Origin of the sequence: Priestia endophytica DSM 13796 (assembly GCF_900115845.1) — a bacterium.
Lineage (GTDB): Bacteria > Bacillota > Bacilli > Bacillales > Bacillaceae_H > Bacillus_I > Bacillus_I endophytica.
This window is the reverse complement of record NZ_FOXX01000012.1, coordinates 56449-83422: the sequence shown is the minus strand read 5'-3', so window position 1 is coordinate 83422 and position 26974 is coordinate 56449. Positions and strand designations below refer to the sequence as shown.

Below are 26974 nucleotides of genomic sequence, written 5' to 3'. Positions count from 1 at the left end.
GCTTGTTTATTTATTAACAACACTGTGCCCACCAAATTCATTACGAAGTGCAGCTACGACTTTACCAGAGAATGTGTCGTCTTCTAATGAACGGTAGCGCATCATAAGAGAAAGAGCAATAACAGGTGTCGCTACTTGATAATCAAGAGCTGTTTCTACAGTCCATTTTCCTTCTCCTGAAGAGTGCATAATTCCTTTTAAGCCTTCTAACTTTGGATCTTTCGAAAATGCATTTTCGATAAGTTCCATAAGCCATGAGCGAATAACAGAGCCGTTATTCCAAACGCGAGCAACCTCTTTATAATCGTAGTCATATGGACTTTTTTCTAATACATCGAATCCTTCTGCCATTGCCTGCATCATACCATATTCAATTCCGTTATGAACCATTTTCAAGAAGTGACCACTTCCGCTTTCACCTGTGTATAAGTATCCTTTTTCAACACAAATATCTTTGAAAATCTCTTCTACATAACTAAATGCCTCTTTATTTCCACCAACCATTGTACAAGCACCGTTACGAGCTCCATCTGTTCCTCCACTTGTACCAACATCTAAGAAATGGATGCCTTTCTCAGCAAGACGAGCTGAACGCGCTAATGATTCTTTATAGTTTGCATTTCCACCGTCAATAATAATGTCATCTTTCCCTAGCAGGCTCTCAAGCTCGGTAATTACACCTTCCGTAATTTCTCCTGCTGGAACCATTACCCATACAACTTTGCGTTCAGGAAGTTTTGAAACAAGTTCTTCTATTGAGTAAGCTCCTTTAGCTCCTTCTTTCTCAATGTTTTGAACAGACTCTTTTGCAACATCAAAAGCTACCACTTCATGTTTATGATCTAATAAATTTAGAGCTAAATTAAAGCCCATTTTCCCTAGTCCAACGATGCCGATTTCCATTGTAAAACCTCTCTTTTGAAAAAAATTTTTATGTCCTTATCTATTATACGAAAAAAAATTTCTTGTTGCAATCGTTTACAAGTTTTGTTTTCTCGTTGTAAAATAAATATTAAACGCTAGTGAACGTAGAGGAAGTGATTTATGATATGGTACAAAACTGTTTAGGTAAAATACGCTCCCATTTTGCTCGATTTAGTGAAAAAGAAAAGAAAATTGCTAATTATATCTTAAATCATCCTGAGAAAATTATTCATGGGACGATTAATGAGGTTGCAGAAGATTTGCGTGTAGCAGATGCAACAGTATTTCGGTTTTGCAAACGAATTGGTTTCAAAGGCTATCAAGCAATGAAAATTTCACTTGCTTCTGAAACAATGAGTCCTGTTCAACAAATTAATGAAAAAATTTTAGAGGACGATAATGAAAAAACAGTCTCTCAAAAAATTTTTCATTCAAACATCCGAACACTTGAAAATACACTTGAAATATTAGAGCAATCATCTATTCAAAAAGCGGTACAATTTCTGCTTCAAGCACGCCGCATTCATTTCTTTGGAATAGGAGGATCCAGCGTCATTGCAATGGATGCTTATCACAAATTCATCCGTTCAGGTATCGATTCATTTGCTTTTATTGATTCACACTTTCAACGCATGTCTGCTTCACAGCTCACTGAAAAAGATGCGGCTGTCTTCATCTCCCACTCAGGCTCTAATAAAGAGATCATGGAAATTTTAGATGTTGCTAAAAAGAATGGAGTTAAAACCATTGGTATTACAAGCTTTCCAAAATCTCCTTTAAGTCAAGGCGTAAATGTAGCGCTTTATACAAGTTCTGAAGAAACAGAATATCGTTCTGAAGCACTTGCTTCTAGGATTGGTCAATTGAGCCTTATTGATGCTCTTTATGCGAATATTATGATGCTAAATAAACAGAAAGCGGAGGTGTCCTTAGAGAAAGTAAGGGATGCTATTTCAAATACAAGAATGTAAAGTCTGATAAGAAAATAAGGATAAAGAAACGATATCGGAGGGATAAAGGTTATGAAAGAACAGTTAGCCCGTTTAGAAGATATTTACCCTGAAATAGTAGAATTGCGCCGCTATTTTCATCAATATCCTGAACTCTCATTTCAGGAAATACAAACTCCTGCTAAAATCGCAGATTATTTAAAGTCATTAGGGTTAGATGTGAAAACAGGGGTTGGAGGAAATGGAGTTGTTGGCCTTCTAAAAGGCTGTACTCAAGGAAAAACAGTTGCTTTACGTGCTGATTTTGATGCTCTTCCGATCCAAGATGAAAAAGATGTGCCATATAAATCTAAAAATCCAGGAGTTATGCATGCATGTGGACATGATGCTCATACCGCAACACTCCTTGGCGTTGCTAAGGTTCTCTCCGAAATGAGGGATAAGCTCTGTGGAAACGTCGTATTTATCCATCAATTCGCGGAGGAAATAACGCCTGGTGGAGCAAAGCCAATGATTGAAGATGGATGTCTTGATGGTGTAGATGTTATTTTTGGCACACACCTTTGGACGCCTATCCCAATTGGGGAGATTGGATACCGTAGTGGAGAATTTATGGCAGCTGCGGACCGATTTGATATTACAATTAATGGGAGGGGGGGCCATGGGGCTTCACCTCATGATACAGTTGATCCAATTGCAATCGGAACTTCGCTCGTTCAAGCCCTCCAGCACATTGTAAGCAGACGCGTTGATCCTTTAAAGCCCGCTGTCTTAACTGTATCCTCTTTCCAAGCTGGTGATGCTTTTAATGTTATTCCGCAAAAAGCCACCATCAGAGGAACGGTTCGAACCTTTGATGGAGAAGTACAACGTTTTATTCAACAAGAGATGGAAAAAATCACAGAAGGTATTTGCCAACAAGGTGGAGCTTCCTACGATTTTACATATCAAAAAGGGTATCCTGCTGTAATCAATCATTCTTATGAAGCAAATTTAGTTGCAGAACATGCCTCACTTATCGTTGGGCCTTCCAACACTAAAGAGGTTTTACCAAATATGGGTGGAGAAGATTTCGCTTATTATCTTCAAAAGGTACCAGGTGCATACTTTTTTACTGGTGCAGGCAATGAGAAGAAAAAAGCAAATTACCCTCACCATCATCCTAAATTTGATATTGATGAGAAATCAATGCTTATTGCGGCAAAAATGCTGACTTCCCTTACTCTTTCTTATTTACAGCCTTAATCAAAGGAGCCATATCAAGAGATTGATATGGCTCTAAGCTATTGATCTTGGACGGACAAGTCAATAATATTATAGGCAATAAGGTACGTAACAAGAGAGTAAAAGGCTTCTCTCATTCCAAATACAAAAACAGAACTTCCAAAGATAATAAAGTTAAAGATCATCACATATTGACCGATAGAGAATCTTGTTCTCTTACTTAATAAAATAGCTAAAATCTCCGTCCCATCTAAAGCTCCTCCATAGCGAATAATCAACCCTATTCCAAGTCCTAAAATTGTCCCTCCTACGCCAATTACAATAAAAGGGTTTGTTGTAAGAACTGGGTATGGTTTCAACAAAAACATTCCGCTCCATAACGCAAAAATGGCAAGCATACTCAGAAATACAAATCGCCTTCCCATATATTGATACCCCACAAGAAGAAAAGGACTGTTTAATAAAAGGAGAAGAGGGCCTGTTTCAAAAGATGAAAGATGAGAGAGAATAAGACTTACTCCAACAATTCCCCCATCAATGACGCTGTTTCTCACGAGGAAAAGCTCTAAAGAAACGGCAACAAGCATCGCTCCACAAAGAACAAAAAAAATCCTCCGATATAAAGATGTTTTTCGAACACTGCTTTGAATTACATATTTTAATCGTTCAACGTACATATACGCCCCCTATCTAAACCTCTTCCGTACTTGTCCATAATTCAATATATTCTTCAACCAAAAGAACATGACGATTTTCTAGAGGAGGCGCGTAAAACTATTCATCTTGCTTATAAAAAAGACTTAATAATATTCCAAATACTAAATGGCCGAGAAGCCAAAACCCTAGAGAAGAGAAAGAAGAAAGGGAGGGGGTTCTTTCTGACATAATTGTAGAAGGATATAAAAGAAGACCAATACACATTGCCATCATAATTGTCGCTATTCTGCCCTTTTGCTTTGTTAGATTGATCTTTTGAAGCATAACAAACCAACCAACAGAAACAATAATAGCTACTATAAGGTGAGGAATAAGCTCCAAGGGCTCATTTGATGTTACTCGTTTTAACAATGGAATATAATCTACATTTAGTAACAATGTATAAACACGAAGGTGAGTTAATTCTTCCACTACTTTTAAGAAAACACTCATTATGGTACCTGAAACAATCCCACCTATAAAAGCTCTCCATTTCATATTTTATCCTCCTTTTTTCTTATGGCAGTTCTTTCACTCTTTTACGCTCCTATTTAATAAGCTTTTCCCATCTATTGACGTTAAACCTGACTATTATGTTGGTACTTTCTACTGAGGGATAAACGATGGATTACCGATGATTGGACAGTATGATGATTTTCCAAACTGCCTCTTTCTTTATGCATATGGAGACAATGGTCTTGTCTATAATGGAGCACTTGCAAAGGTCCTACGAGATGTAATTACAAAAGGAACTCATCCTCTTATGAATCTCTACAGTCAAAGGCAGATCAATTTATAGAAAAAGCGTTTCTAAGCTAGCTTAGAAACGCTCTTTTTCAAGTTCTAAATGTATGAGCAAGCTCTTTAATATGCTGTGGAGAAGTACGACAGCATCCTCCAATCAAACGAGCTCCTGCTTCATACCAGTCTTTAGCTTCTTCATGAAATCCTTTTCCTGTTGAAGAGCCATGCCACGTTTTTGTCTCAGCATCATACGTCTCTCCTGAGTTTGGATAAACAATAACAGGCTTACCACTGTAGTGATGAAGAGTGCGAATAGCCTCTGTAACAAGATTTGTAGCGGCACAGTTCACGCCAACTGCAGCAATCTGAGGATGTTTCTTAAAGGCTTCTGCACATCCCTTAAGCGCACTTCCATCACTAATCTCCTTTTCATTTTTCAGGGAGAAAGAGAGCCAAGCATAAGCAGATTGAAACTTTTCTAAAAGACTAGACAGGACTTTTGCTTCCTGCAAAGAAGGAATGGTTTCAAATGCAAGAACATCTGCTCCTGCTTCAATCAGCGCTTTAATTCTTGGTTCATGAAAAGCTCGAAGGGTCTCTTCATCAACCCCATAGTTTCCAACGTATTCAGAACCATCTGCAAGGTATGCTCCATATGGTCCAACAGATGCTGCGACAATAGGTTTTGGTCTCCCATCGCTCTTGTGTTCATCCCAGAAATCATCACGTGCCTGCTTAGCAAGCTCTACCGTTTTTTTAATAAGCTTAATTCCCTCTTCTTCTTGAATTCCTCGCTGTTTAAAGCCATCAATTGTTGCTTGATAGCTTGCTGTAATGGCACAATCTGCTCCAGCAAGAAAGTATTCCTTATGAACTTTATATATAAGTTCCGGATTTTCGATAAGAACACGTGCAGACCAGAGAGGATCATTAAGGTCACAACCATATCCTTCTAGTTCTGTTGCAAGTGCTCCGTCTACAATTAAAGTTTGATATTCTTCTAGAATATTTTTAACTGGATCTTTTCTCTCCACTAGCATATTCAATAGGCTCCTTTTTCATCTTAAAATGTTGAGTTGTGTAATATACGATGTAACATAAAATAATAAATGGAAGTCCGCAATACAAGGCTATACGCTGTGTTGGATCAAAAGCAATCCCAATACATGATGCTAAACAAAGTAAAAATGATGCGATAGGGACAAATGGATAAAGTGGTGTTTTGTAGGCTAAATCTTCAACAGAGTTTCCTTCTCGAATATAACGACGGCGGAAGAAAAGCTGTGAAAGACTAATGCTCATCCAAACCACAACAACGGCAAGTCCTGAGATAGAGACGAGAACAATATATACTGTATCAGGAGCAATAATGCTTGAAAATAAAGCAAGTACCCCTCCAACCATACTCAAAATTACAGCATAGATTGGAACACCTCTCTTTGTTAACTTTGCAAAGATGGGTGAAATTGTTTTTTGATTAGCAAGTGACCAGAGCATTCTAGATGAAGCATATAGCCCTGAGTTTGCTGCTGATAGAATAGCTGTTAGAATAACGAAGTTCATAATATCTGCTGCGTATGGGATACCTATTTTCGCAAGAATGGCAACAAATGGACTTTCTACAACTCCTGCTTCTGAACTTGGCAAGAGAGCTGCCAAAATAACAATTGTTCCAACAAAGAAAATAATAAGTCGGAACAATGTTGTACGAATAGCCTTTGGGATACTTTTCTCTGGATCAACTGTTTCCCCAGCTGCAACCCCAATAAGCTCTGTTCCTGAAAAGGCAAAGTTAACTGCAAGCATTGTCATTACAATAGCTAATGCTCCATTTGGAAAAAGACCTTCACTCGTTATATTAGAGAAAAATGGAGCAGCTTCTGAATGCTCAAGCGGAATGATACCAAACATCGCTCCCGCTCCTAGGATAATAAAAAATACAATGGCTAAAACTTTGATAGATGAAAACCAAAACTCTGATTCTGCAAAAAATTTGACTGTTAAAGCATTAAGAACAAAAATTAAGATAGCAAATAATGCACTCCATATCCACACATTAATAGACGGAAACCAACGCTGCATAAGCAGCCCTGCTGCTGTAAACTCTGATCCGAGTGCAACCGTCCACGTTAACCAATAAAGCCATGCAACAGCATATCCTGTTCCTGGACCGATGTATTTGGCTGCATATGCATGGAATGCTCCTGTTTCAGGCATGTGGACAGAAAGTTCTCCTAAACATAGCATTACAAGATAGACAACAACGGCACCAACGAGATAAGAAAGAATAGTACCAAAAGGGCCTGCCTGTTGAATTGTATAACCAGAGCTTAGGAAAAGACCTGTTCCAATAACTCCGCCAAGTGAAAGCATTACAAGATGTCTTTCTTTCATTTTCCTTTGAAATTCCTGTTTTGGTTGAGCTCCCATGCTGATTCTCCTTCATATTTCAATTAAAAATCCAATAAAAAAACGCACCCAATTTTTTGGATGCGTTACTGACAAATAAAAACGTACGGTCCTATCTATCAGGCTAAATCACCCGCTGGAATTAGCACAGTGTCTATAATTGACCTGTTGCTGAGGCTTCAAAGGGCCAGTCCCTCCACCTCTCTGGATAAGAATTCAATTTTCATAACTATATCGTTCTCTTTATTAATTGTCAATACCATTCTAATAGTTCAGAATAATCAAATATAAAGCATTAAAAAAAGAACAGCCACACCTGCTCTTTTCAATCAACTCCCATTATTTTCTTCATTACTAGCACTAAAACATTCTGCTCATTAATTTTCCTACTCTTGTTTCCAACTCTAATAAGTTGAACGGTTTTGTCATATAATCATCTGCCCCAAGTTGAAGTGCTCTTGCCACATCTTCCTTACTGTTTCGTGAAGTAAGCATAATTACTTTATAAAGGCCTTGCTGTTCTTGACTATACAGCCATTTTAGCACTTCTAATCCATCTACGTTTGGCATAATTCCATCTAAAATTACAAGACACGGATCCTCCTCTGTTATATGCCATTTAGAATTCATAAAGTCTTTTCCATCTTTAAATGTTTTAACTTCAAGAACCGTCTGCTGGTGAGGAAGCTTTGTTAAAATACCTTTGATAATAGTTCTAATAATTGGATCATCATCAACTACTGCTACTTTCAATGTTTTTTGAGGCCAAAAACTATATAAGGACTCTGCCTTCTGTACCCGATTACGACCTTTTTTCTTTACCTCATAAAGAGCATTATCTGCTAGTTGTAACCAGTATTCGAGTGTATTTACATTGTTTACCTCTACAATCCCTGAGGAAAATGTGCAGAAAAATGTCCTTTTTCCTTCAAATGATAACTCTTTAAATTTCCCCCGTAAGCGATCAATCACCTCATACCCTTCCTGAATATTTGTTTTCGGAAAAAGAATGATGAATTCTTCTCCCCCAAACCGAACCACAATGTCATTCATACGTGTTTCCTCTTTTAAAAAGCGAGCAAACGCTTTTAAGATTTCATCTCCGACAAGATGACCATGTGTATCATTAATTTTCTTGAAATGATCAATATCTAAAACAGCTAAACAGTATGGTTCTCTAGAACGATTCCTTTCATTTTGCAGATGTTCATAAGCTTGATTTAAATATTTGCGATTATATACATGTGTCAACTCATCAAGAAGTAACAGATCATGAATTTGCTTTTTTCTGTCTAATTGCCTTTGAATACGAACAATAAACTCTGTTATATCAAACGGTTTCTGAATAAAGTCATCTGCACCTTTTTGGTAACTATTAATGCGTGTTTCTTTTCCCCCATCAACACTTACTATCACAGTTGGAATGAATTGTTGTTTAAGCTTTCCATTTAGAAACTCAAGCAACTCAAGTCCATTTTTCTCCTTCATATGAATATCAATAATCACGCAATCTGGTTTCATATCGTAAAGAGCAGAGGCAGCTTTTTGAGGATTTGCTACTACAATGACATACCAATCAGCTTCCTCTTCTAATTTTTCTTTCATATACATTAAAAAAGATGTGTCATCATCAATTAATAAGATGACAGCACTCTCTTTTTGTTGTTCATTAATCCTTTTCGGAAAGCCGAGTACTTCTTGATGATCATATACGTAGCAAAGCTGGATTACATCAAATATATAGCGCTCTACACTCTCCAGTCTCCACTCTTCTTTATCTATATCTTCTAGCCCATTCATTAGCTCTGTTGCCTTTGTTCCGATTTCCTCCCCACCTATTGTTGCAGCTGTTTCTGCCATAGAATGAAGAAATCTGTAAAGCTCTTCATGAGAAATGAAAGAAACAACTTCCCAATCTTTTAGCTGTTTCCGTATATTTTTCAAAAAGTGCTGCTTATATTTTTCCATTTCTGATCTCCTTGTTGAAAGAAATTGATATAGAAAGAAGAAAACTCTCTATCTTTACATAAAGAGATTTCTTGCTGTTATTATAAAATATTTTCCATTAGTATAGTATTTTCCCCAAATAACCTTCCTTTTACTGAAATTAAAAAAATTGAAAGTAGCTTCATATTTCCTCTTGTAATCGTATGAATACACTCTTTGTTTCTCCTGTTTTAGTGTTAATTTCAAAAACAGTCAAAGCGTATGCTGTAAACGATTTAAATATAGATTGACAACTACATAAATCGACATTATATTAAAAATATAGTTAGTAATGATAATCATTATCGTTTAATTGTTTTTGTGTACATAGGCGGATAATTACGATAATCGTTCATAAACTAACCTCTATATTCTTTTAAAGGAGAAATTAATATGAAAAAATGGTTAGTTCCACTTTCCCTTGTTTTTGTGTTACTAATAAGTGCATGCAGCAGCGGAAACACTGATAAAGATAAGAATTCAACTTCAAGCGATAATAAAGAAGAAATGGTTACATACCAGTCAGAAAGCGGATCTGTAAAAGTACCGAAAAACCCGAAACGCGTTGTGGTTCTTTCTAGTTTTGCAGGTAACCTAGCTAGCCTTGATGTTAACATTGTTGGAGTGGATAGCTGGGCTAAAGATAATCCTCGCTATAATAAGTATTTAAAAGATGCAGAGGTCGTTTCTGAAGATGATTTAGAAAAAATTATTGAACTTAACCCTGATCTTATTGTTGGTTTATCTACTACAAAAAATATCGATAAACTAAAAGATATTGCTCCTACTGTTACATATACATGGGGTAAACTTGATTACTTGGAACAACAGATTGAGATTGGAAAACTTGTTGGAAAAGAAGACGAAGCCCAAAAATGGGTGGATGACTTCAAGAACAGAGCACAGCAAGCAGGTAAAGATGTGAAAGCAAAAATCGGTGAAGATGCAACCGTTTCTGTAATTGAATCAGCAAATAAAGAGCTTTATGTTTTTGGTGATAATTGGGCACGTGGTACAGAGGTCCTTTATCAAGGAATGGGGCTAAAGATGCCTGAAAAAGTGAAACAAGATGCATTGAAGGAAGGGTACCGTTCAGTTTCAGCTGAAGTTCTTCCACAATATGCGGGTGACTATATTATCTTTAGTAAGAGTTCAGAAGCCGATAACTCATTCCAACAAACGGAAACATACAAAAACATTCCAGCAGTAAAGAATGGGCATGTATTTGAAATGGATGCAAAAGAAGCATATTTTAGTGATCCAATTACATTGGATTATCAGCTAGATTTCTTCAAAAAGTCTTTCTTAGGAAAATAAACATAAAATTAACCCCCTGTCTCTTTCTAAATAAAGAGACAGGGGATTTTTATTTATGGTAAATGACTTTTAGTTAATAACTATCAGAGAGGTATGGATGCCATTAATTCTTCCTTTTCGTATCTTAATTTTTTTATTTTTAGCGTAATTATGAGTTATGCTGAAATGTTTAGCAAGAATAAAGGTATATGTCTTTCCCCTCAAATTAGAGCATTATATATAGGCTTTTACATGATCAAAAGATAATATTTTATATATAACATCAGAGGAGGTACTGCCCTTGACATTAGCGTCTTTAACCACTGTTAGCTTTCTTTTATTCTTAGTTAGTTACCTAACGGATAAGAGACGAATCTTAAACGGATTTCTACTCACGATAAGCATGCTGCTTCTTATGATGAGTATTACAGTGGTTGTTTTAAAAGTGGAGTACCTTGAACCACTTAAATGGGTTTTAGTTTTATTTGCTATTTTGTTTATCTTTCTTCTCCCTTTTATCATTGTATTTATTGCTATTTATCTAATCCGTAACGGTCGTGAACTTATTAGAAAAGAAGGAAGAAAGCCCACAAACCTTTTTTCCCTTGCATTAGGATTGGCTATTATTTTATTTATTGTCTCTTACCCAATTTTCTCGCAATATCTTTTTCCTTCAATTATTTCTATAATTTTAGTTATCGCTATATTTTATGGGTTTTGGTTTTTCTGCTATTTGGTCTCTACTTATCTTTATTTCCTACATCAACCACATCTGAATAAAGACTTTATTATCGTACTAGGAAGTGGAATTATCGGTGAAAAAGTCCCCCCGTTACTTGCAAGCCGACTTGATAAAGGGATTTCTTTCTACTATAAACAGATGAAAAGGAAAGAAAAACGCGCTAAATTTGTTGTAACAGGTGGACAAGGACCAAATGAATCGATTCCTGAAGGAGAGGCAATGGCTCGTTATCTAAGAAATGCGGGAATACCTTCTGGTGACATTCTAATTGAAGACAAAGCAGTTGATACAGATCAAAATATGAGATTTTCAAAAGAAATAATGGAGAAAGAAAAACAGGATTATAAAGCCATCTTTGTTACAAATCGCTTTCATCTATTTCGAGCTGGACTCTATGCTAAACGGGCTGGGCTTTCTATAGATGGAATTGGTTCAAAAACTGCTTCTTACTTTGTTCCAAATGCTTTTATCCGAGAGTTTATTGCTATTTTATTTATGTATAAGAGGGTACATCTCCTTTTGTTTATTCCCCTAGCATTATTAGCAGCGGCTTTCTTACTCTATCAATAAACGAGAAGAGAAGAGAAGAATGTTTTCAATGGAGATTAACAGACCATTGACTTCCATTTCGAATACAAAGATCAATTAATCAAGAAAATTGACGTAATGCCGACTAAATATAGAAAAAAGCTAGATGAAAGGATGCTCATCTAGCTTTTCTATTGCTACTCTTCTGTTCATCAGTGTAGCTTCTTAAAGCTGTAAGTTTAAACCTACAGTTTTACTTATTAAAAAGTTCCTTCGCATCATCTAAAGCAAGCTTATTACCTAGTGCAGAATAGTCAAGCCAAGGCTGTTCTGGTACAACGTAAACATGTTCATTTTTCACAGCTTTTAATCCTTTCCAAATCGGTGACTTTTCAAGTTCTTTGAACGCTGTTTGTGATTGATCATCTTCGTTTACAACAACAAAAATAGCATCAGCGTCAAAGTCTGGTAGTACTTCTTGGGAGATCACTTCATATGGTTGTGTTTGATCAAGCTCTTTTACTTTTGAAGCAGGAGTTAATCCTAAATCTTCAAATAAGATAGGGCCCATTGGACGTTTTGTTGTGAAAACGCGAAGTTCTTTTGCTGTCACCCTTATAGCCATTGTGCTGTTATGTTCACCAAGCTCTTTTTGGATTAAACTCTTAACTTCTTTCGCTTCTTCTTCATAATCCTTAATGAACTGGTTTGCTTCTTTTTCACGATCCACGATCTTAGCAATTTCTTTTAAATGATCTCTCCACGTTCCTTTATCCAAATCAAATACATGAGTTTCTGCAATTTTTTCGAACTGATTTACATCACTTCCTGAGTATTCCTTGTCAAGATAAATAGCATCTGGTTTTAGAGCAAGTAAAGCTTCCATATTTGGATCTTTGACAGAACCTAACTTTTCTGTATTTTTCAAGTCTTCTTTAACATGCGGCAGAAAATCTTTTAATGCTCCACCAACAACTGATCCAGCTGGTGTTATGCCTAGAGCAAGAAGGTCATTTGTTAAATGAATAGAAAGTGAGGCAATTTTCTCTTCATCACCACTCTTTGTATCTTCTGATTTTTTATGATTTTCACTTGAATTGTTTTGACCACATCCAGTAAGAATACTTATCATCATAACAATGCTTAGCATAGTGATTAAATATTTTTTCATCTTGTACTCCTTTTTTGTTATATATTTATTTTGTTTTCATTAATAAGTAAAGAAAATAAGGGGCTCCAACAGCAGCAACAACAACTCCTGCTGGAATAGAATTAGGCTCAAATATATTTCTCCCAATCGTATCAGCTACAACTAAAATCAGTAGACCAATAAGAGCTGAAAGAGGTAAGAAATGACGATATAATGGCCCTACAAGTCTCCTAGCAAGATGAGGTGCTACTAGACCAATGAAACCAATTCCACCTGCCATAGCTACGCTAGCGCTTGATAAACCAACAGCTATAGCTAATAGCAATAAACGATTCTTTTGAACGGACGCTCCTAGACTTGAAGCAACTTGGTCTCCTAAAGAAAGAGCATCTAAAGTTCTTGATTGAAACCATGAGAGCGGAACTAATACAAGAATCCAAGGCAAAAGAGTAATTACATGAACCCAATCTCTAGCCCACACATTTCCAACTAACCATCTAGAAGCAAACGTATATGTTTCTTCATCTAGACGTAAGGATAAGAAAAGAGTAGCAGCGCTAAACCCTGCTGAAACAGCTATTCCAACTAGAATCAGTCTAATTGGGATAATGCCTTGCCGCTTATTGTATGTTAATAGAATAATGACAAGGGCTGCTAATACCCCCCCAATAAAAGTGAAAAGGGGGATATAAAGAGAGGCATGTTCATTTAATGAGTGAAAATATGTAATGAAAATCATCAATCCAAAAGCTGAACCTGTATTAAGTCCAATAATTCCGGGGTCTGCTAAAGGGTTACGAGATAATCCTTGTAGAATAGCTCCTGAGATTCCTAATCCAATCCCAGCTAAAATTGTGATTAGTATACGAGGTAAGCGATAATCAAAAAGCACCGTCTCACTGTAAAAATCACCTTTCCCTAAAAATGTATTAATCACCTCTAAAGGAGATAGTGGAATTGTACCTGTATCTAGACTAATAAGAATCGAGACTAAGCTTAAAATGATGAAAAGAATTGTTACAGTATACGTTCTTCTTATACCCTTGTTGTTCCATAAAGTTCTCACCTATAATTCCCTCCCTATTTTACGGGCAATATAAAGGAAAAATGGAACACCAACAAAGGCTACCATAATACCAATAGCAAGTTCTCGTGGAGGGTCAACAGTGCGGGCCCCCAAATCAGCGATAACTAATAGGATAGCTCCTAATAAAGCTGACATTGGAATAATAGCATAATAATTTGTTCCAACAATTTTCCTTGCAATGTGGGGAATTACGAGGCCAATAAACCCAATTGAACCAGCAACTGATACTGAAACTCCTGCTAAGATAACCGCGAGAATGATTCCTATAACCTTAACTCTTAATGTTTTAACCCCAAGGTTAGCAGCCATATCATCCCCCATTGCAATAAGAGAAAGAGATTTACCTAAGCAAGTACTAATTCCAATAACGACGAGGATAATAGGAACTAATATGGATAAATGAGGCCATTTTACTCCTGATACTCCACCTGCATACCAAAATGCTAGATCTTGACTCAAATCATAATAGATAGCAACTCCAGTTGTTAAAGAATGTAGCAGAGCTGCTATAACTGCGCCTGCTACTGTAAGCTTCATTGGGGTAAACCCACCCCGAGAGGCTACACTAATAGCAAAGATTAAAAGTGTACTCAATATAGCTCCAATAAAGGAAAACACCATGAGAGTAGGGTAAGAGAGATTTGGTAAAAAAGCAAAACATAGAGCAACAATAAGCATAGATCCTCCATTAATCCCCAATACTCCCGTATCACCTAAAGGATTGCGTGTAATGCCTTGAATAAGTGCCCCTGCTACAGCAAAAGCAGCTCCAACAACAGCAGCTCCAATAACCCTTGGAAGGCGTAGCTCATGAATGATTTGCTGAGCAGTAATTTGATTATTATAATGAAAAGTTGCCTTCCATACAGTTTGAAAATCTAGATTCTTCGCTCCAAAAGTAATCCCTACAAATACACAAAGGCAGAGAATGATAAGAGCTAGTAAAAAAGAGAGGAAGATGACAGAACTTGTTCTCTTCCTAATAAATTTATTTGAAAGACTATTTCCCATACGCTCACTCCTCTAGTAGAACCCTTTCTTATAAGAACCCCTTTTCTCAATTGATAATCATTTTCATAATATCCCTATTATAGCGAGTGAAAATATGAATGACAATCCTTTCTTAATAGCAAACAAAAAGCCTAATCAATATTGATTAGGCTTAGAGTAGATAAAACAGAACAAGAACACTAATGTTGAGCGGCAAGCTTCACAAGAGAAAAATCCTAATATACATCTGAGGTTCATTTCCTATCCTTTTTATGATAATCCCCTCAATTAGACATTAATAAAAGTAATCAGAAAGAGGAGAAAAATATATAAGAGCACCTTCTCTTGATATCTCTTTGTAAAAAGAGGAGAAATTGTTGAAACGTTCCACGTGTAAATAAACTTGTTTTCCAAATGAATACCCTCTGCAGCTGCCATTTTTGAAACAAGTTTTACCTCCTTTAAGATTGGTTTGTTTCATGTTTCTCTCTGTTTTCTAATACTTTTTCCATATTCTCTAATCCCCAATTTCTCATAAATAAAATAAGCGGTTCTAGAGATCTTCCAAACTCGGTTAAGGAATATTCCACTTTAGGAGGAATTTGGCGATAAATCTCTCTGTGGACAATCCCTGAAGCTTCTAGTTCCCGAAGTTGAAGTGTAAGCATTCGTTGTGTAATTCCTTTGTTGAGTCTTTTTAATTCATTAAATCGTTTCGTTCCATCAAGTAAGTGATAAACGATGACACTCTTCCATTTCCCACCAATAACATCAACTGTTGCTTCAACAGGACATGAATATCTTCCAAGAAAGGCTAAGTTTGATTCCTTTTCATTCATACAAATCCCTTCTTTCTACAGGACCTTTTTTGATACTATATCACAAAAATGCGCGTACTTATATTTATTGTTTATGTGTACTATACTCTACCTACAAAACAAAAAAGGAAAGGATCATTATGGTTAAAAAACCAACCTTTAATAAAGAAGAAATCTTAAAATGCTTATCAATATAGGCATGCGAGTAAAGAGTTTGATAAAACAAAAAAAATTTCAGAAAATGACTTTAATTTTATTCTAGAAACAGGGCGATTTTCTCCTACTCCTTCATTTTCATTCATACCATGTTACAATAAAAACAGTAAAGCTTACACATATTTCAAATGATGGTGAGGATCTATGCTATATTTTATTTTACTAATCATTCTTTCTGCTCTTATGACTTCTTTTATAATGATGAAAGAAGTTTATATTAAAACATCAACAATGGCAATTGTTATGGCATTAGGAATTATTACAGAAGGAGCCCTATCAAACTATTTTGGTTCTAAATTTTTTACATTAGGCTATGGAAAAGTTCTTAGTATCATTATTTTCTCTCTTTGGATTTCTTTTTTCATTTCTATTTTAACTTCGCTTTTTCATCATAAATTTATTGAAAACCATTATAATGATCCTTTAAATCGATTTGGAATGGGAACGTGGATTGCTGGCACTTCAATTTCTGGAATTTTGCTTGCAAAACATTTTACTGATTTGCTTTTCATTGCGAAGATACTTTCCCTTTTCAATGTTGGTTTGTGGACTATGTATATTCTCATTTGCATAAAAACACTCATAATCGTCCAAAGCGCTCAACTCCTGAAAAAAGCTCACGGAATTTTACTTCTTACAACAGTGAGTACCCAATCAATTGTATTATTATTAAATACCGTCTGGAATGATCTACCGCAAATACTCAATGTTTGCTTAGTCACAACAGGAATTCTACTTTACTGTATTAGCCTCTTTTTTATAGCTAAACGCTATGTCAGCCGATCCTCTACTGGAAGAGTTGCTACACACTGGAATAATACTAATTGTATTCTGCACGGAGCTTTATCTATTACAGGGCTTGCCTGTATAACATCTCAAGCCATCAATCACGAAATGATTTTATTCATTTGGGCACTTGCTTGTCTCATGTTTTTTCTTGTTGAAGGAATTGAAATTTATCGCATGTATGAGCGCATTAAATTATATGGAATTCGAGAAGGTATTCTAACGTACGATGTATCACAATGGAGCCGATTGTTTACGTTTGCTATGTTTTATACTTTCACTTCTTATATTGAGCCTTCGTCAAAACTTCAAGCAATTGTTCATCATACTACATTATTAACGGGCATTTGGGTTATTCTGTCCTTATGTCTTGCTGAACTTTTCATGCTCTTTTTTAGCTCTATTGCACATCCCAAAACAAGACAGATACAACGTAGTGACCAACCTTTATAAAAAACAAAAATCCTGCGGTCCATAAAAAACCGCAGGATTTTTGTTTATATAACAAGCTTAAATATGGATAAAACAAGACCAATTAAAAACCCACAGAGAGCTCCATTTACGCGAATCCACTGTAGATCTTTACCAACATTTGTTTCTACCATATGGATGAGCGTCTCATTGTCTAATTTCTCAAGATTTTCTTTCACAAGGCTACCAATTTTAGAATGATTATTTTCAATAAAAGAGGCAGCCTGTCCGTGAATCCATTTTTCAATTGCGTTTACTTTTTCTTCATCATTCTTCGTTTTCTCAATAAGTTCTCTTACAGCTGAGAGCACATGTTTTTCAACAAACGCTCGATCCTCTAGCATTTTATGAAGTTTATCCTTATATCGCTCTAGAACAGCTTTTATTTTATCCGAAGCTTCAATATTTTGAACTGTTTTATCTTTCCATTGATTAATTTCAACCATAAGCTCTTCCCGATCTGAAACACCGTTAATTTCCTGGCGAATACGATTTAAAATAAGTCCACGGTAAGGATTATCCTTATCTTGGAGGAGAACGATTTTTTCAAGAAGAAAAGGCTGAAGGATTTTTCCGAGCTTATCCTCATTGATAAAACTACTAAAAGAGCTCATTGCCATTTTTAAGAATCCGTCTGATTCTGTGTTATCAAGAAATTGTTTGGCCATAACGCCAATTTTATGTCTTGTATCTTCTTTAGAAATCCATTTTTCTACTTCAGCTAAAATATAGTCTATTGCTTTTTCATCTAGATTTCTTTTTACAACTTGATCTGTTAGAGATTTTACAAAAACAGTAACATCTACAGATGAGATGTATTTTTTTAACTCTTTTTCAATGAAAATAGAAACTTGGTCTAGATCCACTTTATCAATAGCATGTTTAAGTCCTGATTGAGTTGCTTTATAAACACCTTCTGATGCCAATTCTCGCTCTAGGAGTGGAAAAAGCTTGTCTGTAAACGTGATCTGTCCAATCTTCCCTTTAATACTCTCTTTCGTCAGCCAATTGTTCTCAACCATTGCAATGGCTCCACGCACCATCTTATCACGGTTTTTAGGAAGAAGTGCAGTATGCGGGATAGGAATACCAAGCGGATGACGGAAAAGAGCTGTGACAGCAAACCAGTCCGCAAGTCCCCCAACAAGACCCGCTTCAAATCCTCCTTGTAGAAGTTTGCCAATAATAGAATCTTGAAAAGGAAGGGTTGCCAGAAACCCTACACCCATAATTCCTAGTGAAATACCTGCAAAGTATCTGGATTTTTGTTGTTTTTTTGCCATTATAACTTCCCTCAAATATAGTTTTTTATCGCTTTCTATCATGATTATTCTCAATATAAGAACCAATATACTATGAAAAAGCCACACTTTAAAATGTAGAAAAGTGACAGCTTGCTCGTTTATTTTATCAAAGAACGTTACCATTAGCCACTTCTTACCATACTTAAGAATAAAAAAAGAGGACCCTTAAACTCAAAAGGTCCTCTACTAATAGCTATTGTATCTAGCTTCCAAATACGTTTCAATAGACTTTATTTTTAATTTTGTATAGATAGATTTTCGGAAACTCAGCACGTCTAGTACTTTGTAAAAATATAGATCTGCTTTCGAGTAACGTCCAATTGGATCTTTAGTTGCTAAAAAGTTCACCTATCTCACATCCTTTAAAAGAAGTGATATTGCATATACCAAATTATAACATATCACTGATAAAAGATTAATTGAGAGGTCTTATTTTGAAAATCTTTCTCTACTCTTCACTTTTGTTGTGTTCAATGATTCACCTTCAACGTCTACATTCGGAATAATACGATCAAGCCACTTAGGGAAATACCAAGAAGCTTTTTTCAAGAGAATCATAAGGGCTGGGATAAGTGTCATTCTTATAACAAAAGCGTCAAACAAGACACCAAAAGCCATTGCAAGTCCCATTGATTTAATAGTCGTTTCCCCTGAGAAGATGAAGCTTGCGAAGACAGCAATCATAATTAGACCTGCTGCTGTAACAACTGGTCCACTATGTTTTAATCCTGAAAGAACAGATTTTCTAGCATTTCCTGTATGCATAAACTCTTCTCTTATACGGCTCACCAGAAAAACTTCATAATCCATAGCCAAGCCAAATAGAATTCCTGTTACTAAAACAGGCATAAAGTTCAATAATGGACCTGCTTCAGGAACACCAAATAATCCAGCAAAATGGCCATCTTGTAAAACAAACACAGCAAACCCTAGTGTTGCGGTAAGAGTCATAATAAACCCTAAAACAGCTTTCAATGGAACAATAATAGAACGGAATACTAGAACAAGTAAGAGAAGTGCAAAGGCAACGATGACACCTGCGAACTGTGGCAGTGCTTCTGTTAATTTCTCAGAAATATCAATGTTTACCGCTGTACTTCCAGTTACCATCAATTCTAGGTTATGCTGCTTTTTCAGCTCATCTGATTTATCACGTAAAGCATGTACTAAATCTTTTGTTTTAGTGTCATTTGGTCCTGTTTTCGGTGTTATATTAAGTAATGCATAGTCACCAGATTTATTTGGCATTGGCGGAGTAATGGTTGCAATATTTTTTAACTCCCCAAGTTCTTTTATACCTTCACTAAAAGCTTGGTTGGCCTGATTACTTTTAGAAGCATCCATAATTACGACAAGCGGACCGTTCACGCCTGCGCCAAAACCTTCTGCCATTAAATCATAGCCGCGTCGCTCTGTTGTATCTTCAGATTTCATTCCATTATCAGGGAGACCAAGTTCCATATGAAGAGCAGGGTAACTTATAATCCCTGTAAGAACAACACATACTAGAGCAATCTGGATAGGGAATCTAGCAATAAATCTCCCCCATCTATTCGCTTCTTTATTCTGTTTATCCCCATTGTTCCATTTCGAGAATAGTCGATTTCTCCGAGCGGGACTAATCCGGTTTCCTGCTATACTAATTACTGCTGGAACAAGTGTAATAGCAATAAGCAAAACAGCAAATACAGTGATAGCCGCTGCTATTCCCATCGTTGTTAAAAACGGCACTCCTACAATCGATAAGCCACACAGAGCAATAATAACGGTCACTCCTGCAAAAACGACTGCACTTCCTGCTGTAGCTGTAGCACGAGCAATGGATTCTCTAATACTAAATCCTTCCGCTAAATACTGTCGGTGCCTTGACATAATGAATAAGGCATAATCAATTCCAACAGCCAATCCAATCATAACAGCTAAAGATAAGCTAACTGACTGTACATTCATAAAATTTGTTGTAAAGAGGACTGTTAAAATTCCAGCACCAAGCCCAACTATAGAGGTAATGATCGGTAAGCCTGCTGCAAGAAATGAAGCAAACGTGAAGGCTAAAACACCATATGCAATCATAATTCCAATACCTTCAGAAGCTCCTCCTACTTCAATCTCTGAAAAAGCAACAGAACCAGCTAATTCTGTTTGAAGACCTTTGTCACGAGCTGTTTCTGCAATTTCTTTAACCTTCTCTTTCGAATTCTCTGTTACTTTATTAGCTTCTACTTTATACGTAATATCAGCATAGCCAATTTTTTCATTTTCACTAATTGTACCAGTTTGATAAGGTCTTGCTATCTCTTTTACGGCTGAGTCCTTCGTAGCCTGTTTAAGAGTAGATTCAATAATTCTTTTTGTTGAGGGTGAAGCTAATGTTTCACCATCTTTTGCTTTAAAAATGAGTCTTACCTGACCACCTTTTTCTCCACTTTGAGAGAACTCTTTATTTAAAACATTCATCGCTTCTTCAGAAGGTGTACCTGGAATAGACATATCGTCATTAAACTTCATTCCTAAACTCACTACTGCTAGGGCAATCACTATTAAAATAGCGAGCCATCCTACAACAACTCTCTTACGCTTTCGGTAAGTCCAATCACCAAGCTTATAAAGATAATTTGCCATGTAAATCTCCTTTCATCCTTTAGAAACTAATCTCTTTTTACAACCTTTTTCCTCATACTTTCTTATCCTAATGTAGAATGAGAAAACAAAAAACGTACATAAGGGCATCCCCCTATGTACGTTTGGGCAAATTTCTTATTTAACGATGAAGAAGACCTTTCTCAATCGCAACAGCTACAGCTTGTGACCTTGAAGTAACATCGAGTTTTGTATAGATATTTGTAAGATAGGACTTTACTGTTCGTTCTGAAATATTAAGATATAAAGCAATTGCTTTACTTGTTTTACCATCAGCTACACGTTTGAGAACGTCTAGCTCTCTTTGTGTTAAGATAGACTGCTCAGAAAAAGACGGAGTATGGTTAGAAGAGAATATTCTTGTTGTAATCTCTGGTTGTAGTAGCGTCTCTCCTCCTAAAGCAGACTCAATTGTTCGAAACAGATTTTCACGCGTTGTATCCTTAAGCAAGTAACCCTTCGCACCTAATGATAATCCTTGCATCATTAACTCATCTTCATTATAGGTAGTTAAAATGATAATAGGGACTGTTGATTGTCGCTTATTTAGCTCTCGAATAGCTTCTAGTCCACTCACCTTTGGCATGTTTAAATCCATCAAGATTACATCTGGATTCACTTCATCCACAAGTTCAAGAGCTTTGCTTCCGTCTTCAGCTTCACCAATCACTTCATACTCTTCATTTGTTTCAAGGATGAGTTTCAATCCTTCTCTTACAACAAAGTGATCATCAACAATTAATATTTTATGTTTCACCGTAATTCTCCTGTTCCTATCGGTATCTCTATTTTAATAACAGTTCCTTTTTGTGGTTGACTTTGAATGATAAGCTCCCCTTTCAATATGCGAACTCTCTCTCTCATACCAAGTAAACCATAGTGACCTGTTTTGTTATTGATTTCCTCTTGCATAAATCCTGTACCATCATCTCTTATTTCTAAGTATAGAATATTGTCTGCTCCTTTTTCCACTTTCACTGAAACACACTCTGCTCTCGCGTGACGAGCAATATTTATCAATGACTCACTAACTATATGATGACAGTGCTCTGTCAAAAGAGTTGGAAGAGAAAGAATAGATGGTATTTGAAGCTCACAAGGAACGCCTGTTGCTTCTCTAAAGCGATTGACTTCATCACAGATGCTTTCTGTTAAATTTCTTTTTTCACTACCATGTGAACGAAGGTCATCAATTGCACTTCTTGCATCTGCCAAAGCCTCTCTTACTCGTCCCATTGCTTGGTGAACAACTTCTTGACCTCGCTTAATATTACCGCTATTAAGGTGAGCATTGATTGCCTCGAGCTGCATAATAAGTCCTGCTAATCCTTGCGCTAATGTGTCATGAAGATCCCGGGCCATGCGCTGACGTTCATTTGCAATTGTAAGCTGTTCCACTTCTTCGTGAGCCATTTCTAATTCTCTTAGAGATGCTTCAAGTTCTCTTTTTGCATAAACTTGTCTAAAAAGCATAACAGAATATCCAACAACACTAACAGTCATAGGAATCATAATAATTAAATATGTAAATAAGGCATGGCTCTGTTCCAACAAGACGGTCATGAAAGACATGGATAAAATAGAAAATATCGAAACCATGAATACTTTGCTTGCTCGATAATAAAGCCCTACACTCTGTCCTATCAAAAGAGTATACAAACCAACAAAGGTAGCTGGAAATCCATGAGGCATTGTAAAACCGCAAAGTAAAATGATTCCCCCTTGAATAACAATATATATCCATGGTTTCATCCATTTCACTTTTCCAATAAAAGAATATAACAAGAAATGAATGATAATTAAAACTGTAAATATTAAGCTATTTAATAGTAATGGTTCACTTACAGTCTGAAGAGTAATTGTCGCTATGTGAGTTAATATGATCCAAATAAAAACAGGGGTTCTAGCCTCTGGTAATTGATCCCACTCATAGGGGATTTTTGATTCTTGATTTCCCTTTTTCAATATTTACACCTTTTTCTTTCCTCTATAATTCTTACCATTTGCTTACTTTATTTTAAATGAACCTTTTCTTAATCATACTGTACACAAACTAGCACTTAAAGTTCTATCCTTCACTAAAAAACTTAGAATACGTTAAAGTATTGTACTTCTGCTTAAGATTCCTCAAAATCCTTTTTAAGAGTCATAAAAAGGAATGGAGGCTATATCTGTTTGTAACTGATTAGTTCATCTCACCCTACAAAAAGGTAAACTTATATAAAGAAGCCAAACAAGTTCATTGTTTGGCTTTAATCAACGGTTTTTATTGTTAAAGAGTTCATAATATTAATTGAAGCGGCAACATTTCTCGCTGCTCTCTTCATATATCCTTCTGCATTTTCAATGGCATCAGAAAGGGATGTTACACATGGAACAATTGTAAATAATGCACCGATCCCATGTTCATGCACAACCTCACTATCTTCAGAGAGCGAACCCGCGAATCCGATGACAGGAACCCCATATTTTTTAGCAGCTTTTGCTACTCCAATCGGCGTTTTGCCATAAATCGTTTGACTATCAATTCTTCCTTCTCCTGTAATAATAAGGTCTGCATTCTTTGCATGCTCTTCAAAGTCTACGGCATCTAAAACAATATCAATCCCTCTTTTTAATTGTGCGTTCAGGAAAGCAAACAAACTCCCCCCAATTCCTCCTGCTGCCCCACTTCCTTTAACTTCTCGAAATGGTATTCCCAACATTTCTTCGGCAATATCGGCAAAATGCGCAAGGTTATTGTCCAGAATATCAATCATTTCAGGAGTAGCACCTTTTTGAGGACCAAAGACAGCCGATGCTCCTCTCTTTCCTGTTAAAGGACTATCTACATCACACGCTACTTCAATCTGAACATCTTTAATTCGTGCATCTAAGTGTTTTAGATCTATTGTCGAAAGCTTTGAAAGTGCCCCACCGCCAAGACCAATTTCTTTTCCTTCTTGATCTAATAGCTTAGCACCTAAGGCTTGCAGCATACCTGCTCCACCGTCATTTGTTGCACTTCCACCAATGCCAATAATAATGTGTTTGACACCTAAATCAAAGGCAGCTTCTATTAATTCTCCTGTTCCTCTTGTTGAAGTAATAAGTGGGTTTCGTCTTTCATTTGGAACAAGATGTAGACCAGATGCAGCCGCCATTTCAATGATGGCTGTCTCTCTATCTCCTGTTAAACCAAAGAAAGCTTCTACTTCCTCTCCTAAAGGACCTGTCACCGTTCTTTTCTCAATTGTTCCCCCTGTTGCATCAACTAACGATTGCACTGTTCCTTCCCCACCGTCAGCCATTGGAAGCTTTACATAAGAAGCTTGTGGAAATATTTCCCTAAATCCTTTTTCAATTGCATTAGCAGCCTCTAATGCAGATAAACTTTCCTTAAAAGAGTCAGGAGCAATGATAATTTTCATTTTATTCATCTCCTTTTCATATCTATTTTTCGCAATACGTAACTATCCAAACAATTTAAACACGCCAAAGATAAGGGTAGAAACAATGGCAAGCGTGAGACCAATTAGAGATTCATAAGGCATTAGCTTTAGCCTTTCTTTCATATTCATATTGACACTTCCCGCTGTAGAGTGAAAGAAACTTCCATGTGGCAAGTGGTCAAGAACAGTCGCTCCTGCATGCACCATAGCTGCTCCTGCTAGTGCCGATACACCCAATCCAAGAATTGTGCTACTAAAAACAGTACTTGCTACAGCTGTTCCTGCTGTTGTGGAAGCAGTTGCTGCTGACATGAAAATCCCAGAGGCTGGTGCTAGTAAATAAGGAGGCAGTCCTGAAGCACTTAAAGCTTGTGTTACAACATCTTTCAACTCTGAATTTGCAATAATACCTGCTAATGTTCCTGTTCCTAATAGCATGATAGCTACGCCTGACATTTTATTTAAGCCAGAGATAGCATATGCATTAATATATTTAGATTTTCTCATCGCAATTGCGCCCACAATCCCTCCAATTGGTAAAGCAATCATTGGATCAATATTAATCCCAAAAAGTGGGCGAAGTGCTAACAAAATAATCGTAACAATTGGTGCAACTAAAGCTGTGATAAAGATCGGAGCTTTTGCGTTGTCTTTCATTTCAATTTCTTTACTTTCAACAAATGATCCTTTATTTGCCAACTTTTTAGCTAAAATGTAAGTTATAACTAGACCAAAAACAGCTGGAATAACGCCTGCTACCATAACAGATGTAAGAGGCACCTTGAAGGCATCTGCAGCTGCAATCGCGTTTGGGTTTGGTGACATAATGTTTCCTGCCTTCCCGCCTCCAATCATTGCGAGCAAGATTGCTGTTTTCGATAAATTTGCTCTTTTTGCAATGGCTAGAGCAATGGGAGAAACGGTAATAACTGCTACATCAACAAAAACCCCAACAGCTGTCAAAATGGTTGTTGCTAATGCTAAAGCAAGCAGTGCCCGTTTTTCACCTAGCTTTTTAACAATGGTTTTAGCAATCGAAGATGCAGCACCTGATTCAATTAACACTCCTGCTAAAACCCCTGCTGCCATAATCCTCAGCACTGCTGAGATAATATCTTGTGCTCCTTCCATCATCAATGTAACTGTATTTGTAATATTTACTCCACCAATTAGTCCGCCAATTAATGCACCAGCTACCATTCCATATGCTGGAGGTACTCTCTTTAAGATTAAAACAATTGCAATAATTAAGGCACTAATTGCTCCCCATACGCTTACTGTCATATCCATTAAAACTCCCTTCCCCTTCTTTCTAACGGATGTTATTTACATTGTAAGCGTTTACTAAATGAGTATCATTGTGAAGAGTGATGAAATACGAACAAAATCTCACCTTAATTATTGTGCATTTGCACAGTTATGTAAGATCATTTAAAAGTTTTGCTATATACAGTTCCATAACATCTTTCATGTTTTTTGGATCTTTTCCTGTTATGGTTAAAATCCGTTCAAGTCGGTACCTTAATGTATTGCGGTGAATAAATAGGCGCTGGGCTACTTTATTTAGTTCTCCACTCTCTTCTATGTATATCTCTAGTGTTTTAATCAGCTCTCCATTTTTATCATGTTCAATCAGTCTATGATAAAAATGGAACATTTCCTTACTACTTGTAAGCTGTGATAATGAAATTTCAAGCTGGTACTCTTCATAGTGATAAAAGCACTTTTCCGGCTGGAGCTTCTGACCAATTTCAATTGCCTTTTTTGCATAATAAAAGGAAGATTTCATATCCAGCAAATCATCCACAACAAATCCTGTCCCTATTACAAGTCTATTGTCATATTTCTTTATCCACTTTTCAAATAGAGAGAGCCAGCTCCTAAAATCTGTCTCGTTAATGACATTCTTCAGTATAATAATGTCATCATTAATCGCAACTCCAATTAGGTCTTCTTGGGACAATTCATAGCGAAGTGCGCGAATGATTTTATGATTAGAAAAGTCTATTCTAGTTGATTGTTTAAGTACCACTGCTACTCTTGATTTACTAAGGGTTACGCCGAGGAATTCTAAACGCTCTCTTATTCCTTTTTCATTCATTTGCATTCCTGAGATAAGTTGGTTCACAATTTCACTTTGCAACCTTTCCTTCCACTGCACTCGGTCTAATAAAACAGACTGCTCCAATACAAGTTCAGCTGCCATTTTAACAAGCTGAGCATAGTTTTGAATTTCATGGGGTTCCCCTGTAATCCCAATCACTCCAACAGGCTGATTATTAAAATAGATGGGGAGGTTAATGCCTGGCTTTGATCCTTTCATTTCTGATGCTTTCACTTGATCTAACTCAATGCTTTCTTCATTCTTTAGAACAAGTAAAGCTCCAGCATGAAGCTGATTAATTCGGGTTTGATCACCAGAACCAATAATAATTCCATCACTGTTCATCACGTTAATATTTTGATTTAAAATTTTCATTGTTCGCTCTACAATCTCTTGTGCTAATTCATGGGTTAGAAACAGCATCGATTTCCCTCCCTTCATTTTTTCTTCAATCTACCATATAGAGGAGAAACAATAA

The 26974-nt window shown here is 36.4% G+C and carries 23 protein-coding genes, 1 pseudogene and 1 riboswitch; of the genes and pseudogenes, 7 read left to right on the top strand and 17 right to left on the bottom strand.

The features are described 5' to 3' along the window. Window positions 1-6 precede the first annotated feature (6 nt). Entirely contained in the window at window positions 7-903 is an 897-nt protein-coding gene (gnd, locus tag BM012_RS19465) for a phosphogluconate dehydrogenase (NAD(+)-dependent, decarboxylating) (RefSeq protein ID WP_061804861.1), read from the bottom strand. Between the two features lie 146 nt (window positions 904-1049). On the opposite strand from gnd, the gene BM012_RS19460 reads away from it, so the two are divergent. Then, window positions 1050-1895 carry a MurR/RpiR family transcriptional regulator gene (locus tag BM012_RS19460; protein ID WP_061804862.1) on the top strand — a complete coding sequence of 282 codons (846 nt, stop codon included), beginning with the start codon at window positions 1050-1052 and terminating at the stop codon, window positions 1893-1895. 51 nt (window positions 1896-1946) lie between these two features. Beyond that, the gene (locus BM012_RS19455; RefSeq protein WP_061804863.1) at window positions 1947-3119 is read left to right on the top strand and encodes a M20 family metallopeptidase; all 1173 of its coding nucleotides are present in this window, start codon (window positions 1947-1949) and stop codon (window positions 3117-3119) included. A 38-nt stretch (window positions 3120-3157) separates the two neighbouring features. On the opposite strand, the gene BM012_RS19450 is transcribed toward BM012_RS19455, so the two are convergent. Together BM012_RS19450 and BM012_RS19445 are read right to left on the bottom strand one after the other, a co-directional pair. Then, entirely contained in the window at window positions 3158-3775 is a 618-nt protein-coding gene (locus BM012_RS19450) for a YitT family protein (protein ID WP_061804864.1), read from the bottom strand. Between the two features lie 97 nt (window positions 3776-3872). After that, window positions 3873-4292, bottom strand: coding sequence for a hypothetical protein (locus BM012_RS19445; protein ID WP_061804865.1), 420 nt, complete (start codon window positions 4290-4292; stop codon window positions 3873-3875). 136 nt (window positions 4293-4428) lie between these two features. Between BM012_RS19445 and BM012_RS26535 the strand changes: the two genes are divergently transcribed. Further along, entirely contained in the window at window positions 4429-4593 is a 165-nt protein-coding gene (locus BM012_RS26535; protein WP_161939315.1) for a hypothetical protein, read from the top strand. 37 nt (window positions 4594-4630) lie between these two features. Here the strand turns inward: BM012_RS26535 and mmuM are convergent, their stop codons facing one another. The 3 genes from mmuM to BM012_RS19430 all read right to left on the bottom strand — a co-directional run bounded on the left by mmuM (window position 4631) and on the right by BM012_RS19430 (window position 8915). Continuing rightward, window positions 4631-5578, bottom strand: coding sequence for a homocysteine S-methyltransferase (mmuM, locus tag BM012_RS19440; protein WP_061804866.1), 948 nt, complete (start codon window positions 5576-5578; stop codon window positions 4631-4633). Further along, window positions 5550-6968, bottom strand: coding sequence for an S-methylmethionine permease (gene mmuP / locus BM012_RS19435; RefSeq protein ID WP_061804867.1), 1419 nt, complete (start codon window positions 6966-6968; stop codon window positions 5550-5552). Before mmuP ends, mmuM begins: the two co-directional genes overlap by 29 nt. Window positions 6969-7056: 88 nt before the next feature. Then, window positions 7057-7162, bottom strand: a riboswitch (SAM riboswitch). A 145-nt stretch (window positions 7163-7307) separates the two neighbouring features. After that, the gene (locus tag BM012_RS19430) at window positions 7308-8915 is read right to left on the bottom strand and encodes a diguanylate cyclase (protein ID WP_061804868.1); all 1608 of its coding nucleotides are present in this window, start codon (window positions 8913-8915) and stop codon (window positions 7308-7310) included. A 411-nt stretch (window positions 8916-9326) separates the two neighbouring features. Here BM012_RS19430 and BM012_RS19425 point away from each other — a divergent pair, with 411 nt between their 5' ends. Next, entirely contained in the window at window positions 9327-10250 is a 924-nt protein-coding gene (locus BM012_RS19425) for an iron-hydroxamate ABC transporter substrate-binding protein (protein ID WP_061804869.1), read from the top strand. A 280-nt stretch (window positions 10251-10530) separates the two neighbouring features. Beyond that, on the top strand, window positions 10531-11541 hold the full coding sequence (locus tag BM012_RS19420) for a YdcF family protein (RefSeq protein ID WP_061804870.1): 1011 nt from the start codon (window positions 10531-10533) through the stop codon (window positions 11539-11541). A 211-nt stretch (window positions 11542-11752) separates the two neighbouring features. Here the strand turns inward: BM012_RS19420 and BM012_RS19415 are convergent, their stop codons facing one another. The 4 genes from BM012_RS19415 to BM012_RS19400 all read right to left on the bottom strand — a co-directional run bounded on the left by BM012_RS19415 (window position 11753) and on the right by BM012_RS19400 (window position 15565). Next, complete coding sequence (locus tag BM012_RS19415; RefSeq protein ID WP_061804871.1) at window positions 11753-12670, bottom strand: ABC transporter substrate-binding protein; 918 nt, start codon at window positions 12668-12670, stop codon at window positions 11753-11755. Window positions 12671-12695: 25 nt separating this feature from the next. After that, window positions 12696-13715, bottom strand: a complete 1020-nt coding sequence (locus BM012_RS19410; protein ID WP_061804872.1) for a FecCD family ABC transporter permease — start codon at window positions 13713-13715, stop codon at window positions 12696-12698. Continuing rightward, a complete protein-coding gene (locus BM012_RS19405; RefSeq protein WP_061804873.1) occupies window positions 13716-14747 on the bottom strand; it encodes a FecCD family ABC transporter permease in 1032 nt (343 codons plus the stop codon). Between the two features lie 440 nt (window positions 14748-15187). Beyond that, complete coding sequence (locus tag BM012_RS19400; protein WP_061804874.1) at window positions 15188-15565, bottom strand: winged helix-turn-helix transcriptional regulator; 378 nt, start codon at window positions 15563-15565, stop codon at window positions 15188-15190. 162 nt (window positions 15566-15727) lie between these two features. Between BM012_RS19400 and BM012_RS26930 the strand changes: the two are divergent. Together BM012_RS26930 and BM012_RS19395 are read left to right on the top strand one after the other, a co-directional pair. Beyond that, window positions 15728-15829: pseudogene (locus BM012_RS26930) on the top strand (NAD(P)H-dependent oxidoreductase); the annotation flags it as partial. Between the two features lie 75 nt (window positions 15830-15904). Next, on the top strand, window positions 15905-16999 hold the full coding sequence (locus BM012_RS19395; protein WP_061804875.1) for a TDT family transporter: 1095 nt from the start codon (window positions 15905-15907) through the stop codon (window positions 16997-16999). Window positions 17000-17043: 44 nt separating this feature from the next. On the opposite strand, the gene BM012_RS19390 is transcribed toward BM012_RS19395, so the two are convergent. The 7 genes from BM012_RS19390 to BM012_RS19360 all read right to left on the bottom strand — a co-directional run bounded on the left by BM012_RS19390 (window position 17044) and on the right by BM012_RS19360 (window position 26919). Continuing rightward, window positions 17044-18300, bottom strand: coding sequence for a DUF445 domain-containing protein (locus BM012_RS19390; protein ID WP_061804876.1), 1257 nt, complete (start codon window positions 18298-18300; stop codon window positions 17044-17046). A 450-nt stretch (window positions 18301-18750) separates the two neighbouring features. Next, a complete protein-coding gene (locus BM012_RS19385) occupies window positions 18751-20943 on the bottom strand; it encodes an MMPL family transporter (protein WP_061804877.1) in 2193 nt (730 codons plus the stop codon). Between the two features lie 139 nt (window positions 20944-21082). Further along, on the bottom strand, window positions 21083-21718 hold the full coding sequence (locus BM012_RS19380; RefSeq protein ID WP_061804878.1) for a response regulator transcription factor: 636 nt from the start codon (window positions 21716-21718) through the stop codon (window positions 21083-21085). After that, window positions 21715-22926: a sensor histidine kinase gene (locus BM012_RS19375; protein ID WP_061804879.1), complete on the bottom strand. Its 1212-nt coding sequence runs from the start codon at window positions 22924-22926 to the stop codon at window positions 21715-21717. Before BM012_RS19375 ends, BM012_RS19380 begins: the two co-directional genes overlap by 4 nt. A gap of 287 nt (window positions 22927-23213) precedes the next feature. Then, complete coding sequence (locus tag BM012_RS19370; RefSeq protein WP_061804880.1) at window positions 23214-24371, bottom strand: glycerate kinase; 1158 nt, start codon at window positions 24369-24371, stop codon at window positions 23214-23216. Between the two features lie 42 nt (window positions 24372-24413). Continuing rightward, entirely contained in the window at window positions 24414-25682 is a 1269-nt protein-coding gene (locus BM012_RS19365; protein WP_061804881.1) for a GntP family permease, read from the bottom strand. Window positions 25683-25809: 127 nt separating this feature from the next. Continuing rightward, on the bottom strand, window positions 25810-26919 hold the full coding sequence (locus BM012_RS19360; protein ID WP_061804882.1) for a CdaR family transcriptional regulator: 1110 nt from the start codon (window positions 26917-26919) through the stop codon (window positions 25810-25812). Window positions 26920-26974: the final 55 nt, after the last annotated feature.

Excerpts from the sequence above, each read along its gene's own strand:
- BM012_RS19425 (WP_061804869.1), top strand. The coding sequence starts at position 9,327 with ATGAAAAAATGGTTAGTTCCACTTTCCCTTGTTTTTGTGTTACTAATA.
- BM012_RS19370 (WP_061804880.1), bottom strand. The coding sequence starts at position 24,371 with ATGAAAATTATCATTGCTCCTGACTCTTTTAAGGAAAGTTTATCTGCA.
- BM012_RS19390 (WP_061804876.1), bottom strand. The coding sequence starts at position 18,300 with ATGGCAAAAAAACAACAAAAATCCAGATACTTTGCAGGTATTTCACTA.
- BM012_RS19405 (WP_061804873.1), bottom strand. The coding sequence starts at position 14,747 with ATGGGAAATAGTCTTTCAAATAAATTTATTAGGAAGAGAACAAGTTCT.
- BM012_RS19360 (WP_061804882.1), bottom strand. The coding sequence starts at position 26,919 with ATGCTGTTTCTAACCCATGAATTAGCACAAGAGATTGTAGAGCGAACA.
- mmuP (WP_061804867.1), bottom strand. The coding sequence starts at position 6,968 with ATGGGAGCTCAACCAAAACAGGAATTTCAAAGGAAAATGAAAGAAAGA.
- BM012_RS19455 (WP_061804863.1), top strand. The coding sequence starts at position 1,947 with ATGAAAGAACAGTTAGCCCGTTTAGAAGATATTTACCCTGAAATAGTA.
- BM012_RS19415 (WP_061804871.1), bottom strand. The coding sequence starts at position 12,670 with ATGAAAAAATATTTAATCACTATGCTAAGCATTGTTATGATGATAAGT.
- BM012_RS19460 (WP_061804862.1), top strand. The coding sequence starts at position 1,050 with ATGGTACAAAACTGTTTAGGTAAAATACGCTCCCATTTTGCTCGATTT.
- BM012_RS19400 (WP_061804874.1), bottom strand. The coding sequence starts at position 15,565 with ATGAATGAAAAGGAATCAAACTTAGCCTTTCTTGGAAGATATTCATGT.
- BM012_RS19365 (WP_061804881.1), bottom strand. The coding sequence starts at position 25,682 with ATGGATATGACAGTAAGCGTATGGGGAGCAATTAGTGCCTTAATTATT.
- BM012_RS19395 (WP_061804875.1), top strand. The coding sequence starts at position 15,905 with ATGCTATATTTTATTTTACTAATCATTCTTTCTGCTCTTATGACTTCT.
- BM012_RS26535 (WP_161939315.1), top strand. The coding sequence starts at position 4,429 with ATGATTGGACAGTATGATGATTTTCCAAACTGCCTCTTTCTTTATGCA.
- mmuM (WP_061804866.1), bottom strand. The coding sequence starts at position 5,578 with ATGCTAGTGGAGAGAAAAGATCCAGTTAAAAATATTCTAGAAGAATAT.
- BM012_RS19450 (WP_061804864.1), bottom strand. The coding sequence starts at position 3,775 with ATGTACGTTGAACGATTAAAATATGTAATTCAAAGCAGTGTTCGAAAA.
- BM012_RS19385 (WP_061804877.1), bottom strand. The coding sequence starts at position 20,943 with ATGGCAAATTATCTTTATAAGCTTGGTGATTGGACTTACCGAAAGCGT.
- BM012_RS19445 (WP_061804865.1), bottom strand. The coding sequence starts at position 4,292 with ATGAAATGGAGAGCTTTTATAGGTGGGATTGTTTCAGGTACCATAATG.
- BM012_RS19430 (WP_061804868.1), bottom strand. The coding sequence starts at position 8,915 with ATGGAAAAATATAAGCAGCACTTTTTGAAAAATATACGGAAACAGCTA.
- gnd (WP_061804861.1), bottom strand. The coding sequence starts at position 903 with ATGGAAATCGGCATCGTTGGACTAGGGAAAATGGGCTTTAATTTAGCT.